The organism is Xanthomonas sp. AM6 (assembly GCF_025665335.1).
Classification (GTDB): domain Bacteria; phylum Pseudomonadota; class Gammaproteobacteria; order Xanthomonadales; family Xanthomonadaceae; genus Xanthomonas_A.
In genome coordinates this window covers 3675434-3689402 of sequence record NZ_CP106869.1, presented here as the reverse complement: position 1 = coordinate 3689402, position 13969 = coordinate 3675434, and the positions used below count along the sequence as shown (strand labels likewise).

The window sequence follows — 13969 nt, the reverse complement described above, 5'->3', positions numbered from 1 at the left end:
GAAGCGCGGCGCGTCGCCGTCGCCACGGTGCGGCGGCCTGGCCGCAGGAGGCGCGCATGATCGACATGGTGCTGCTGGCGGTGATCCTGCTCTCGGCGCTGCTCGGCGCCCTGCGCGGCTTCGTCGGCATCGTGGTCGGCACGCTGTCGTGGCTGCTGTCCGGCTGGGCCACCTTCCAGTTCGGCGGCGATGCCGGGCGCTGGCTGGCCGACGGCGCGCGCCCGAGCATGACCTACTACCTGGGCGGCTATGCGCTGACCTTCGTGGTGACGATGGCGGTGGTCGGCATCACCGGCATGGTGATCCGCAGCGCGGTGCGCGCCACCGCGCTGTCCGGCACCGACCGCGCGCTGGGCTTCGGCCTGGGCACGTTGCGCGGCGGGTTCTTCGCCGCGGTGCTGGTGCTGCTGATGAGTTTCACCCCGCTGACCCGCGAGCCGGCCTGGCGCCAGTCGGTGGTGCTGCCGGTGCTGAACCCCGGCGTGCACTGGATGCGCGCGCAGTTGCCGGACTGGCGCATGCCGCAGATGCCGCAGCTGAACATGTCGCAGATGAACATGCAGCAGATGGATTTGGGCAAGTTGCCCGCGGCAGGCGATAATGGCGCCCTGGGCGATGCCCTGTCGGCCAGCGGCCTGCAGGACGTGATGTCCAAGGCCCTGGGGCGTCCGGGTGCCCGATCCGCGCAGCCCGGTGGCGATCCGGCGCAGGTCCTGCCTGCGAACATCGATCCGGCGCAGGCGCGTCCGGCAACAAACGACCCGGCACGGGTCGAATCCAACGGCCAGGCACGGCCACCTTCCCAATAGCGGCGCAATCGCCGCGGAGAGCGCTCAAATGTGTGGCATCGTCGGAATCGTCGGCAACCAGAATGTCGCTGCGCAACTGTATGACGGCCTGGCCGTGCTGCAGCACCGCGGGCAGGATGCCGCAGGCATCGCCACCGCCGATGGCACCCGCCTGCGCGTGCAGAAGGCCAACGGCCTGGTCCGCGACGTCTTCGACGAGAAGCGCATGGGCGTGCTGGAGGGCCGGGTCGGCATCGCCCACTGCCGCTACCCCACCGCCGGCTCGGAAGGCATGGACGAGGCGCAGCCGTTCTACGTCAATTCGCCCTACGGCATCGCGCTGGCGCACAACGGCAACCTGATCAACACCGAGGCGCTGCGGCAGCAGGTGTTCGAGGCCGACCGCCGCAACATCAACACCGATTCGGACAGCGAAGTGCTGCTGAACGTGTTCGCCTACGAGCTGGACGCGCAGCGCATGCTGACCCCGGAAGCGGCGATCCGCGCGGTGGCCGGCGTGCACCGCCGCTGCAAGGGCGGCTACGCGGTGGTCAGCGTGGTGCTGGGCCTGGGCCTGGTGGCGTTCCGCGACCCGCACGGCATCCGCCCGCTGGTGCTGGGCAAGCGCGAGAGCGCGGAAGGCGACGAGTACATCGTCGCCTCCGAGTCGTCGGCGCTGGACATCCTCGGCTTCACCCGCCTGCGCGACGTGCGCCCAGGCGAGGCGCTGGTCATCACCGGCCGCGGCGAGCTGTTCTCCGAGGTCTGCGCCTCGCCGACCGACCACACCCCGTGCATCTTCGAGTACGTGTACTTCGCGCGCCCTGACTCGATGATCGACAACGTCTCGGTGCACAAGGCGCGCATGCGCATGGGCATGAAGCTGGGCGAGAAGATCCTGCGCCTGCGCCCGGACCACGACATCGACACCATCATCCCGATCCCGGACACCTCGCGCGACGCCGCGCTGGAGATGTCCAACGTGCTCGGGGTGAAGTACCGCGAGGGCTTCGTCAAGAACCGCTACGTCGGCCGCACCTTCATCATGCCGGGGCAGGGCGAGCGGGTGAAGTCGGTGCGCCGCAAGCTCAACCCGATCCACCTGGAATTCCGCAACCGCGTGGTGCTGCTGGTCGACGATTCGATCGTGCGCGGCACCACCAGCCGCCAGATCGTGCAGATGGCGCGCGAGGCCGGCGCGCGCAAGGTTTACCTGGCCAGCGCCGCGCCGCCGGTGCGCTACCCGAACATCTACGGCATCGACATGCCGGCCGCCGACGAGCTGGTCGCGCATGGCCGCAGCGAGCAGGAGATCCAGGAGTTCCTGGGTTGCGACTGGCTGATCTACCAGGACCTGGAAGACCTGGAGACCGCGGTGCGCGAGGGCAACCCGGAACTGAAGACCTTCGATTCCTCGTGCTTCAACGGCGAGTACACCACCGGCATCGAGCCCGGCTACTTCGAGCGCATCCTGCAGTTGCGCTCGGACGAAGCGAAGAAGAAGCGCCGCGCCTGAGGCGGCGCTGCGCGGCGCAAAGATGCAGGACGCTGATGCCGGCGGGGATCTGCTGCAAGCCGCGCGGTTGTGCCTGGCCGCCAGCGCGCCCGAGGACAAGGTCGCGCTGACCCAGCGCTACGCCGCCGCGTTCGCCGCCGGCGAGCTGCGCGTGCCGGCCGATCCCGGCGACCCCGAACCGATCCGCATGCCGGGGCGCCCGCCGCGGCCGGTGCTGGTGCATCCGCGCGAACTGCCGCGGCGCGGGCTCGGCAGCGCCGAAGGCCGCGCGGCGTTCATCCATGCGATCGCGCACATCGAACTCAATGCGATCGACCTGGCCTGGGACGCGGTCTACCGTTTCCGCGGGCTGCCCGAGGCGTTCCATGCCGACTGGGTGGCGGTGGCCGCCGACGAGTCGCGCCATTTCGTGCTGCTGCGCGACCGCCTGCGCGCGCTGGGCCACGACTACGGCGATTTCGCCGCGCACAACGGGCTGTGGGAGATGTGCGAGAAGACCGCGCACGACGGCCTGGCGCGCATGGCGCTGGTGCCGCGCGTGCTGGAGGCGCGCGGACTGGACGTGACCCCGGGGATGATCGTCAAGCTGCGCGCGCTCGGCGACGAGGCCACCGCCGAGATACTGGAATTGATCCTGCGCGAGGAAGTGGCGCATGTCGCCGCCGGTTCGCGCTGGTACCGCTGGTACTGCGAACGCGCCGACATCGAGCCGCGCGCGCGGTTCGCCGAGCTGCTGCGCGAATACGCCGGCGGCTATCTGCACGGCCCGTTCAACCTGCCGGCGCGGCTGCTGGCCGGCTTCGACGAGGACGAGCTGCTGGCCTTGCAGCACCAGGCCGGCTGACGCGCCCACGCCGCGGCGACGGCGACGCAGCGGCGTGCGCCGCTGCGCGGGTCGTCGCGCACGGCATCGCGTGCGGGCGGCGCCTGCGCGGTCGCTGCGCGATGAAGCGACGTCCATGCCGCAGTCGGACCCGCGAACCGCGGCGGCGTTCGCGTTGATGGCGATCACGACGCCTTCTGGAATGGCTATCTCTGAGTGGAAACGCCGCGCATTTGTCGCTTGCACTGCCTCGCGGCCGAGCGGCTAATCGGAATCCCCCAAGCGCTGCGCCTGACGCCGACAGCGCGAGGGACGCCGCGCCGTCTCTTCTCACCACCCTGGGAGTACGACATGAAGCCGATCTGCTGCCTCACCGCGATGCTTGCCCTGTGTGTCGCCGGTTCCGCCTCCGCGGCCGGAAAACCCCTGTTCCAGAGCAGCCAGTACATTTCCAAGGCCATTCCCGGCGAGCCGGCGTTGAGCCGCGTGCTGGCCAATCCCGCCACCGGCGCGGTGCAGAGCGTGCGCGTGGACGCCGCCGCGGTCGATGCCACGCAGGCGCAGCTGGAGCTGGACCTGCTGGGCCAGCGCATCACCGCCACGCAACTGAAGACCGAGCAGCTGGAAGGCGGCAACAGCATCTGGTACGGCAACCTGGGCAACGCCGCCGCGGCCAAGGCGCGCGCGCGCTCCGGCCTGGATCCGCTGAACTCGGCGATCCTGGTGCGCAGCGGCGACACCATCACCGGCAGCATCCGCAGCAACGGCACCCTGTTCCACCTGCGCCCGATCGCCGGCGGCGGCCACGTGCTGGTCGAGGTCGACGAAAGCCGCATGCCGGCCGAGCATCCGGCCGAGTACGCGCTGCTGCCGACCATCCGCATGCCGCAGGCCGTGGTCGACGACGACCGCGCGACCATCGCGTCCCCCTCCGCCGGCCCGACCGCGACCATCCGCGTGCTGGTGGTGGCCACCAACCAGGCGGTCACCAGCTACGGCGGCAACATGCAGTCGCTGGTGCAGCTGGCGGTCGCCGAGTCCAACCAGGGCTACGTCAACAGCAACGTCGGCATCAACATGGTGCTGGCCGGCTACCAGACCACCAGCTATGCCGAGTCGGGCGATTTCACCACCGACCTGAGCCGCTTCCGCGGCACCAGCGACGGCTACATGGACAGCATCCACACCACGCGCAACAGCGTGGCCGCCGACGTCGGCGTGCTGATCATCGACAACGCCAGCTACTGCGGTCTGGCCTCGGGCATCGGCTCGACCGCGGCCACCGCGTTCGCCGCGGTGTACTGGGACTGCGCCACCGGCTACTACAGCTTCGCCCACGAGATCGGCCACCTGCAGAGCGCGCGCCACGACATCGCCACCGACCCCAGCACCTCGCCGTACGCCTACGGCCATGGCTACCGCTACGGCAACAACTGGCGCACGATCATGGCCTACAACTGCGCGGTCAGCTGCCCGCGCCTGAACTACTGGTCCAACCCGAACATTTCCTACGGCGGCGTGCCGATGGGCAATGCCAGCAGCGCCGACAACCAGCGCGTGCTGGTCAACACCAAGGCGACGGTCGCCGCGTTCCGCTGAGTCTGGGCGTCCCCTTCCGTGCAGGCCGGCCAGGCCTGCACGGGACATTCGATGGCCGGTCCAGGTGGCCGGACGCCGCGGCGTCCGGCCTTCGGCTATGCTGCGCGACGACGCCTCCGGCAGCGCCGGGCGTGCACCGTTCACCTCTCCTGGAATCGGCAATGCAGTTGAAGAGCATCGGCGTGCCAGCCGCCTTGGCGCTGGCGATCGTGAGCCTGGGCTGCGGTCCGGCGGCGGACCCGCCCGCCGCGCCAGCGCAGGCGCCGGCGACCGCGGCGGCACCGGCCGCTGCACCCGTTGCGGGCAATGCGCCGGCGGCGGCGTTCGACGAAGCCCGCGCGCTGGACATGCTGGAGACGCGCTTGGCGGCCGACCATGTCTATGCCGACGCGCAGTGCCTGCAGTACGACGCCGAAACCGACGCAGAGCCCGCGGACACCGCCGAGGCACCGCAGGCGGCGCCTGCGGCAACCGCATCCGCTGCGACCGACGCCGCCGCGATCGAATTCGCGGTGCGCGAGAAGCATGGCGACGGCTGTCCGGGGGACCCGCAGACCGCGCCGGTGCGCGACCGCTACCGGGTCGAACGCTCCGGCGCGATCCTGTGGTACGACGTCGCCGAGGGCGATTTCGTCGGCTATGCGCAGCGTGCGCGCGGCAGCGCCGGCGGCATGCTGTAAGCCGCGACGCTTCGCCCGCGCGCTTCCCCGCTGCCGCTTACAGCTGCTGCAGCCGGCAGCCCTGCGCGTCCACCCGCAGCACCGAGCCCTGTTCGTACCAGTCGCCGAGCACGATGCGGGTGCAGGCGCGGCCGTTCACTTCCAGCGCATGCACCGCGGGGCGATGGGTATGGCCGTGGATCATCCGCGCCACGCCGTAGCGCGCGAAGCTGGCCACGACCTCGGCCGGCGCCACGTCGGTGACGGTCTCGAACTGCGCCTGGTCGCCTTGTTTCATCTGCGCCTGCCGCGCCTGGCTGGCGGCGCGCGCCTGCTGCGCATAGGCGATGCGCGCGGCCAGCGGCTGCGCCAGGAACTGCTGCTGGAACGCCGGGTCGCGGGTCTGCGCGCGGAACGCCTGGTAGGCGGTGTCGTCGGTGCACAGCAGGTCGCCGTGCAGCAGCAGCGTGGGCTCGCCGTACAGGTCGATCACGCATGGGTCGGGCAGCAGGCGCATGCCGGCGCGGCGCGCGTAGTCGGCGCCGAGCAGGAAATCGCGGTTGCCGTGCATGAAGGACACCGGTACGCCGGCATCGCCCAGCGCGCGCAGCTCGAGCGCCACCGCATCGGCCGCCTCCGACGGCGTGTCGTCGCCGATCCAGGCCTCGAACAGGTCGCCGAGGATGTACAGCGCCTCGGCGCCACGCGCTTCGCCGCGCAGGAAGCCCAGGAACAGGTCGGTGATCGCCGGCCGGGCCGGATCCAGGTGCAGGTCGGAGATGAACAGCGTCGTCATTGACGCATTGTAATGGAGCCGGGAATGGGGATTGGGGATTGGGGATTCGTAGAAGCGGGAGCGGACGCCTTGGCACGATCGCTGTTGCCAATCCCCAATCCCCAATCCCCAATCCCGGCTACAAGACCAGCCACAGCGACACCCCGGCCAGCAGCGCGCCGATACCGGTGGCGGCGAGCACGTCGCTGGGATAGTGCAGGCCCAGCACCACCCGCGACAGCGCCACGCAGGCGATGAACGGAATCAGCAGCGGCGCCAGCCACGGGTAGTACGCCAGCGCGACGATGCCGAAGGACACCGCGTGCAGGGTGTGCCCGGACGGGAAGCTGAACTCATCCAGCGGCGCCACCCAGGCGCGGATGCGCAGGTCGGCGGCGTAGGGGCGCGGGCGCCGGGTCCAGCGCTTGAGGCCCTTGTACAGGCTCAGCGCGACCACCCCGGTGGCGGACATGTGCGCGGACGCGAACACCCCGTCCATGCCGTCGCAGACCACCAGCAGGGTCATCAGCGCATACCAGAACACGCCGTCGCCGAGCCGGCTGATCATCGCGAAGAAGCGCCGCACCGAACGCCGCCGGCACCAGTGGTTGGCCTGCCGGCACCAACGGGCCTCGTGCCCGCGCAAGATCTCAAGCCGCGTTGACATGTGTCCTCCTGGCGGACGCCAGTTCGCCGAGTAGCGCATCGAAATCGGCCACCACCCGTTCCGGGCGCAGCTGCTGCATGGTCGCGCAGGCGGCCTCGCCCAGGCGCCGGCGCAGCGCGTCGTCGCCGGCCAGGCGCAGCGCCGCGGCGACGAAGCCTTCGTCGTCGGCCACCGCCGCGCCGTTGACGCCGTCGCGCAGGTATTCGCGCGCCGCGCCGTAGTCGAAGGCCACCGTGGCCACGCCGCTGGCCATCGCTTCCAGGGTCACGTTGCCGAAGGTCTCGCTGCGGCTGGGGAACAGGAACAGGTCGCCGCTGGCGAAGTGCCGCGCCAGCGCGTCGCCGCGCTGCACGCCGCAGAAGATGAAGTCGGGATTCTCCTGCGCCAGGCGCTCGCGCATCGGGCCGTCGCCGACCCACACGAAGCGCGCGTCCGGCCGCACCTGCTGCAGCTGGCGGAACGCGCGCACCGCCAGCGGCAGATTCTTCTCCGAGGCGATGCGGCCGACGTACAGGGCCGCGCAGCCGTCCTCGCCCAGGCCCCATTCGCGGCGCAGCTGCGCGTCGCGGCGCTGCGGTTCGAACTGGCGGGCGTCCACCGCGCGCGCCAGCAGGCGCACGCGCTCGAAGCCCTGCCCAGCGAGGAACCCGAGCAGTTCGCGGGTCGGCACCAGGGTCGCGTCGGCCTGGTTGTGGAAGCGCCGCATCCAGCGCAGCGCGGTCGACTGCAGCCAGGCGGCGCCGTACTGCGGCAGGTATTCGTCGAAGCGGGTGTGGAAGCCGGTGGCGATCGGGATGCCCAGGCGCCGCGCGGTGCGCAGCGCCGACCAGCCGAGCGGGCCCTCGGTGGCGATGTAGACCGCGTCCGGCGGCGCGGCCTGCCACAGCCGGGCCAGGCGCCGCGGCGCCGGCAGGCCGAACTTCAGGCCGGGATAGCGCGGCAGCGCCGCGCCGCGCACCAGGTGCGCATCGTCGGCATGGTCGCCGACCTGGCGCGGGCGCACCACGTCGACCTGGTGGCCGAGCGCGCGCAATCCCAGTTCCAGCCCCTGCACGGTCAGCGCGACACCGTTGACCTCGGGGGGGTACGTTTCGGTGACGATCGCGTAGCGCATGCTTCAGGCTCCGGTTTGCCAAAGCTTCGCGCGCAGCGGTGAAGCGAACATGTCCGGAGCATGTAGGAATGATGACGCCGGCCCAGGCCATTTAGCCGCGCTTTCACCGGCGACCCCAGCGAGCGCGAGACGGCGTTAAAGACGCGCCGCCTCCCGCTTTTACGAATCCCCAATCCCCGATCCCGAATCCCGAATCCCGGCGCTTCAGGCCACGAACGGCCGGAAACTGATCCCCAGCCCGGCCATGCCCTCGACCTCGCCGATCAGGTCGGCGCGCTGCAGCGGCCGCGATTCGATCCACGGCTGCGACAGGATCAGGTGCAGGTTGTCGCCGTCGGCCTTCAATTCCAGCGACGGGATGGGTTCGGACTCGTGCGCGCGATGCAGCAGCACCGCCAGCCGCAGCAGCGCGGCCTTGCGCTTGGCGCTGAGCAGCAGGCGGTCGGGCAGGGCGTCGAACGCGGTCTTGGGCACGTTGCGGCGATGGGTGCGCACCAGCGTCGCCAGCACCTGCTGTTCCTGCCGCGAGAAACCGGCGATGTCGGAGTGTTCGAGCACGTAGGCGCCGTGGACGTGGTACTGGCTGTGGGCGATGACCTGGCCGAGCTCGTGCAGGCGCGCGGCCCAGCCGAGCATGCGCCCGTCGTCGGCATCCAGCGCCCAGGCCGAGGCGACCTGCTCGAACAGCGCCATCGCGGTGCCTTCCACGCGCGCGGCCTGCGCCTCGTCGATGCCGTAGCGCTGGGTGAGCGCGGCGATCGCGGTCTCGCGCGGATCGTTCTCGCCGCCGCGGCCGAGCATGTCGTACAGGATGCCCTCGCGCATGGCCGCCTTGCTCACCATCAGGCGCTGCAGGCCCAGCGCCTGGAAGGCCGCTTCCAGCACCAGCACGCCGCCGGCGATGATCGGGCGGCGGTCGGCGGACAGGCCGGGCAGGTCGATGTCCTCGATGCGCTTGGCCAGCAGCAGGCGGTCGCGCAGCTGCGGCAGCGCCTCGGCGGTGATCGCGCCCTTGGTCAGCTTCATCGCCGCGCAGATCTCGCCGATCGCCTTGTGCGTGCCCGACGAACCCAGCGCCTCGTGCCAGCCCAGCGCGCGGTACAGCCCGGCGAACTGCTGGAACTCGGCGCCGATCTCGGTCAGCGCGTCCTTCCATTTCTTCTTCGACAGCTTGCCGCCGGGGAAGAAGCGCCGCGTGCTGGCGATGCAGCCGGCCTGCAGGCTCTCGCGCTCCAGGGTCTGGAAACCGCGGCCGATGATGAATTCGGTGGAGCCGCCGCCGATGTCGATCACCAGCCGCCGCTGGTCCGGCTTGGGCGGCTGCGCATGCGCCACGCCCAGGTAGATCAGGCGCGCTTCCTCGCGCCCGCTGACCACTTCGATCGGATGGCCGAGCGCGGTCTCGCCGGGAATCAGGAACGCCTGCGGCGAGCGCAGCTGGCGCACGGTGTTGGTGGCCAGCGCGCGCACGCGCAGCGACGGCACGTCGCGGATGCGCTGGCCGAAGCGCGCCAGGCATTCCAGCGCGCGCTGCCGCGCCTCGGCCGAGAGCCCGCCCTTGTTGTCCAGGCCGTCGGCCATGCGCACGGTCTCGCGCAGGCGGTCCACTACCCGCAGCTGCCCGAGCTGATACCGCGCCACCACCATGTGGAAACTGTTGGAACCCAGATCGACAGCGGCCAGCAGGTCGCCATCGCGCAGCGGCGTGTACGGGGAGATGGGAGGCATGGGCGGAATGGTAGCCGATGCACGGTGGATGCCGTGCATCGGCGCGCAGGTGGCGTGGTCAGAGTCCGTCGAGCAGCGCCAGCTGCGCCGAATGCGGCGGCTGGTCCTTGCCCGGTTCCAGCTTGCGGTAGTCGCCGCTGGCGTCCAGTTCCCACGCGTTGAGATTGTCGTCCAGGTAGTTCTTCAGCACTTCGCGGTGGATGCGCTGGATCAGCTTCGGATCCAGGATCGGGAAGCAGGTTTCCACCCGGCGCAGCAGGTTGCGCTCGAGCCAGTCGGCGCTGGCGCAGAACAGCTCCGGCGCGCCGTCGTTGCCGAACCAGTAGACGCGGCTGTGCTCGAGGAAGCGACCGACGATCGAGCGCACCCGGATGTTGTCCGACACGCCCGGCACGCCGGGGCGCAGCGTGCATGCGCCGCGCACGATCAGGTCGATCTTGACCCCGGCCTGCGAAGCCACGTACAGCGCGCGGATCACCTGCGGCTCGTTGAGCGCGTTCATCTTGGCGATGATGCGTCCCGGGCGCCCGGCCAGGGCCAGCTTGGTCTCGCGCTCGATCCGGTGCAGCACGCCCGGGTGCAGGGTGAACGGCGATTGCAGCAGGCGCTTGAGGCGGATCTTCGGCGCCAGCCCGGACAGCTGCTGGAACAGCAGGTGCACGTCGTTGCAGATGTCCGCATCGGCGGTGATCAGGCTCAGGTCGGTGTAGGCGCGCGCGGTGCCGCTGTGGTAGTTGCCGGTGCCCAGGTGCACGTAGCGGCGCAGCTTGCGCCCTTCGCGGCGCACGATCAGCAGCATCTTGGCATGGGTCTTGTAGCCGACCACGCCGTACACCACCTGCACCCCGGCTTCCTGCAGGCGATCGGCCAGGCCCAGGTTGGCTTCCTCGTCGAAGCGCGCGCGCAGTTCGACCACCACGGTCACGTCCTTGCCGTTGCGCGCGGCCAGCACCAGCGCATCGACGATGCCCGAGTCCTTGCCGGTGCGGTACAGGGTCTGCTTGATCGCCAGCACCTGCGGGTCCACCGCGGCCTGCTTGATCAGGTCCAGCACCGCGGTGAACGCGTCGAACGGATGGTGCAGCAGCACGTCGCCGGCGGCGGCGATCTCGAAGATGCCGTCGTTGTCGCGCAGCGTGCGCGGATTCATCGGCGGGTACTTCAGGTCCGGGCGCTGCACCAGGTCGTAGACCTGGTTGACCCGGCTCAGGTTGACCGGGCCGTTGATGCGGTAGACCGCGTTCTCCGGCAGCGCGAAGTTCTGCAGCAGCGTGCGCACGATCGGCTTCGGGCAGTCCTCGGCGATCTCCAGCCGCACCGCCGGCCGGTAGCCGCGGTTGACCAGTTCGTCGCGCAGCGCCAGCGCCAGGTTCTCCACTTCCTCCTCGTCCACCACCAGTTCGGAATTGCGCGTCACGCGGAACTGGTAGGAGCCCATCACCTCCATGCCCGGGAACAGTTCGTCGACGAAGGTGGACAGCACCGAGGACAGGAACACGAAGCTCTGCCCGCCTTCGGACAGGCTTTCCGGCAGCTGGATGATGCGCGGCAGCGAGCGCGGCGCGCGCACGATCGCCAGGTGGCCGATGCGGCCGAACGCGTCGGTGCCCTTCAGCACCACCACGATGTTCAGCGACTTGTTGAGGATCTTCGGGAACGGATGCGCCGGATCCAGGCCCAGCGGCGACAGCACCGGCATGATCTCGTTGCGGAAGTAGGCGCGCAGCCAGCGCTTCTGCCGGGCGTTCCAGCTGTTGCGGCCGAGCACGCCGATGCCGGCGTCCTTCAGCGCCGGGCGCAGCACTTCGTTCCAGCAGCGGTACTGGTGGTCCACCAGCTGCGCGGCGCGGTCGTGGATGGAGTTGAGGATCGCGCTCGAGCTCAGCCCGTCCGGCGCCGGCGGCAGGCCGAATTCCAGCGCATGGCGCACGGTGGCGGCGCGGATCTCGAAGAATTCGTCGAGATTGGTGCAGGAGATGCACAGGAAGCGCAGCCGCTCCAGCAGCGGCACGCTCGGGTCCTGCGCCTGCGCCAGCACGCGGAAATTGAAGTCCAGCTGCGACAGTTCGCGGTTGAGGTACAGCGAGGGGTCGCGCAGCGGGTCGCTGGGAACGTCCGGTGGCGGCGTGGGCGGCAGGGCGGCGGCGCGTGGCATGGCGGTACTCGTTAGGCGGAGGTCAGGGTGGCATGGTCGTGCCGCGGATGGACGCGTCCGGCGCCGAAGTGGCAGGAGAACGTGCTGCCCTTGCCGACTTCGCTTTCGATGTCCAGCCGCGCCTGGTGCAGGCCCAGCACGTGCTTGACGATCGACAGCCCCAGCCCGGTGCCGCCGCTCTCGCGCGAACGGCTGCTGGAGACGCGGTAGAAGCGTTCGGTGATGCGCGGCAGGTGGTGCGAGGGGATGCCGTAGCCGCTGTCGCGCACCGACAGCACCGCGCCGTCGCCTTCGCGGGCGAAGATGATGCTGACCGCGCCGCCGGCAGGGGTGTAGCGCACCGCGTTGGTGACCAGGTTGGAGAACGCGCTGTGCAGTTCCTTGTTGGAGCCGATCAGGTCGATGTCGGCCTCGTCGTGCACCTCGATGCGGTGCCGGCCCTGGCTGTGCGCCTCGGCCTCGCGGCGCAGCGTGGCCAGCATCGGCGCCATCGCGATGGTCTCCTCGTTGGCGTGTTCCTGCGATTCCAGCCGCGACAGGGTCAGCAGGTCCTCGACCAGCTGGGTCATGCGCTGCGACTGCTTGCGCATCTCGGCGATCATCGGCCCGGAATCGGGGAAATCCTCCGGGTCGAGCATGTCCAGGTAGCCGTGCACCACGGTCAGCGGCGTGCGCAGTTCGTGCGAGACGTTGGCGACGAAATCGCGGCGCACCTGCTCCAGCTGCAGCAGCTTGCTGACGTCGCGCGCGACCAGCAGCCAGTAGTCGTCCGAATAGGGGATCAGGCGCAGGTTCAGGCGCAGCCGGTCGTCGATCGGCGAGGGCGTGTCCAGCATCGGCTCGGCGTTGCGGCCGCCGGCCAGCCAGTGCGCCAGCGGCATCGGCTGCAGGCGTTCGACCACCGGCACGTTGAGGTCGCCGGGATGGCGCAGGCCGAGCAGGGTGCCGGCGGCTTCGTTGAACCACTGGATGCGCTGGCTGTTGCGGTCCACCACCACCACCGCATCGGGCAGCGCGGCGGCGGCGGCGCGGTAGGCGCGCAGCATGTCCAGCAGGCGCCGCTTGCGCGTGCGCATTTCCGCCTGGCTGCGGTACAGCAGCCGGTCCAGCTCGTTCCACACGCCGGTGCCGGCCGGCGGTTCCCAGCGCTGGCGCGCGGTCAGCCGGCGCAGCACCCGGCGCAGGCGCCAGTAGTGCCAGGCCATCACCGCCAGCGACATCAGGGTCAGCGCCATCCACACATGGCCGCCGAGCCAGCCGACCAGCACCGCCAGCAGCAATAGCGCGGCCAGGGTGCCGAGGGTCTTGAACCAGGCGGAACGGATGTGGCGGGGCATCGGGGGCGCGCTCTGTCGCAATGGATCTGTCCGTCCGCCGTTTATAGCAGGCGAAGGCGGCAATCAGATGGACGACGAGAAGCGGTAGCCGGAGCCGCGCACGGTCTGCACCATGTTCTCCACCGCGAACGGCTCCAGGGTCTTGCGCAACCGGCGGATGTGCACGTCGATGGTGCGCTCCTCGACGTAGACGCTGCCGCCCCACACGTGGTCGAGCAGCTGCGCGCGGCTGTAGACGCGCTCGGGGTGGGTCATGAAGAAATGCAGCAGGCGGTACTCGGTGGGGCCGATCGGCACCGGCGCGTCGCCGGCGAACACGCGGTGCGCCGCGCCGTCGATGCGCAGGCTGCCGACCGAGACGCTGCCGTCCTCGTCGTCGTCGCGGGTGCGGCGCATCACCGCGCGGATCCGCGCCAGCAGCTCGCGCGCGGAGAACGGCTTGACCACGTAGTCGTCGACCCCGGCTTCCAGGCCGCCGACCCGGTCGTTCTCCTCGCCGCGCGCGGTGAGCATGATGATCGGCACCTCGCGGGTCATCGCGTCCTTGCGCCAGCGCCGGGCCAGTTCCAGGCCGCTGGTGCCGGGCAGCATCCAGTCCAGCAGGATCAGGTCGGGGACGCGGTCGGCGATGGAGGTCTGCGCTTCCCTCGCGTCGCCGGCGTGGACCGGTTCGAAGTCGCCCTTGCGCAGGGCGAAGGCCACCATGTCGCGGATGGCGGGTTCGTCGTCGACGATCAGGATGCGTTTCTGCACGACGGCACCGTGGGACTGGGAGGAGAGGCCGCCAGTAGACTACGGTTTTATTACG

12 protein-coding genes are annotated in these 13969 nt (G+C 70.3%); 5 read left to right on the top strand and 7 right to left on the bottom strand.

The annotated features are described in order from the left end of the window. Positions 1-56 precede the first annotated feature (56 nt). The 5 genes from OCJ37_RS15695 (at position 57) to OCJ37_RS15675 (ending at position 5406) form a co-directional block, all read left to right on the top strand. On the top strand, positions 57-809 hold the full coding sequence (locus OCJ37_RS15695) for a CvpA family protein (RefSeq protein ID WP_263110653.1): 753 nt from the start codon (positions 57-59) through the stop codon (positions 807-809). A 28-nt stretch (positions 810-837) separates the two neighbouring features. After that, positions 838-2304, top strand: coding sequence for an amidophosphoribosyltransferase (purF, locus tag OCJ37_RS15690; protein ID WP_263110652.1), 1467 nt, complete (start codon positions 838-840; stop codon positions 2302-2304). 22 nt (positions 2305-2326) lie between these two features. After that, on the top strand, positions 2327-3148 hold the full coding sequence (locus OCJ37_RS15685) for a ferritin-like domain-containing protein (RefSeq protein ID WP_263110651.1): 822 nt from the start codon (positions 2327-2329) through the stop codon (positions 3146-3148). A gap of 330 nt (positions 3149-3478) precedes the next feature. Beyond that, positions 3479-4726 (top strand): zinc-dependent metalloprotease, encoded by a 1248-nt coding sequence (locus tag OCJ37_RS15680; RefSeq protein ID WP_263110649.1) that lies wholly within the window; start codon positions 3479-3481, stop codon positions 4724-4726. 161 nt (positions 4727-4887) lie between these two features. Continuing rightward, the gene (locus OCJ37_RS15675; protein WP_263110648.1) at positions 4888-5406 is read left to right on the top strand and encodes a hypothetical protein; all 519 of its coding nucleotides are present in this window, start codon (positions 4888-4890) and stop codon (positions 5404-5406) included. Positions 5407-5443: 37 nt separating this feature from the next. On the opposite strand, the gene lpxH is transcribed toward OCJ37_RS15675, so the two are convergent. From lpxH to phoB, 7 genes are all read right to left on the bottom strand, one after another. Continuing rightward, positions 5444-6181, bottom strand: a complete 738-nt coding sequence (gene lpxH, locus OCJ37_RS15670) for a UDP-2,3-diacylglucosamine diphosphatase (protein WP_263110647.1) — start codon at positions 6179-6181, stop codon at positions 5444-5446. 118 nt (positions 6182-6299) lie between these two features. Next, complete coding sequence (locus OCJ37_RS15665) at positions 6300-6827, bottom strand: phosphatase PAP2 family protein (RefSeq protein WP_263110646.1); 528 nt, start codon at positions 6825-6827, stop codon at positions 6300-6302. Continuing rightward, entirely contained in the window at positions 6811-7941 is a 1131-nt protein-coding gene (locus tag OCJ37_RS15660; protein ID WP_263110645.1) for a glycosyltransferase family 4 protein, read from the bottom strand. The genes OCJ37_RS15665 and OCJ37_RS15660 overlap by 17 nt, the downstream gene beginning before the upstream one ends. 204 nt (positions 7942-8145) lie before the next feature. Further along, positions 8146-9669: an exopolyphosphatase gene (gene ppx / locus OCJ37_RS15655; RefSeq protein WP_263110643.1), complete on the bottom strand. Its 1524-nt coding sequence runs from the start codon at positions 9667-9669 to the stop codon at positions 8146-8148. Positions 9670-9727: 58 nt separating this feature from the next. Continuing rightward, entirely contained in the window at positions 9728-11824 is a 2097-nt protein-coding gene (gene ppk1, locus OCJ37_RS15650; RefSeq protein ID WP_263110642.1) for a polyphosphate kinase 1, read from the bottom strand. Positions 11825-11835: 11 nt separating this feature from the next. Further along, positions 11836-13161: a phosphate regulon sensor histidine kinase PhoR gene (gene phoR / locus OCJ37_RS15645; protein ID WP_263110641.1), complete on the bottom strand. Its 1326-nt coding sequence runs from the start codon at positions 13159-13161 to the stop codon at positions 11836-11838. Positions 13162-13224: 63 nt separating this feature from the next. Beyond that, a complete protein-coding gene (gene phoB, locus OCJ37_RS15640) occupies positions 13225-13914 on the bottom strand; it encodes a phosphate regulon transcriptional regulator PhoB (RefSeq protein WP_003468516.1) in 690 nt (229 codons plus the stop codon). Between the last annotated feature and the right edge of the window lie 55 nt (positions 13915-13969).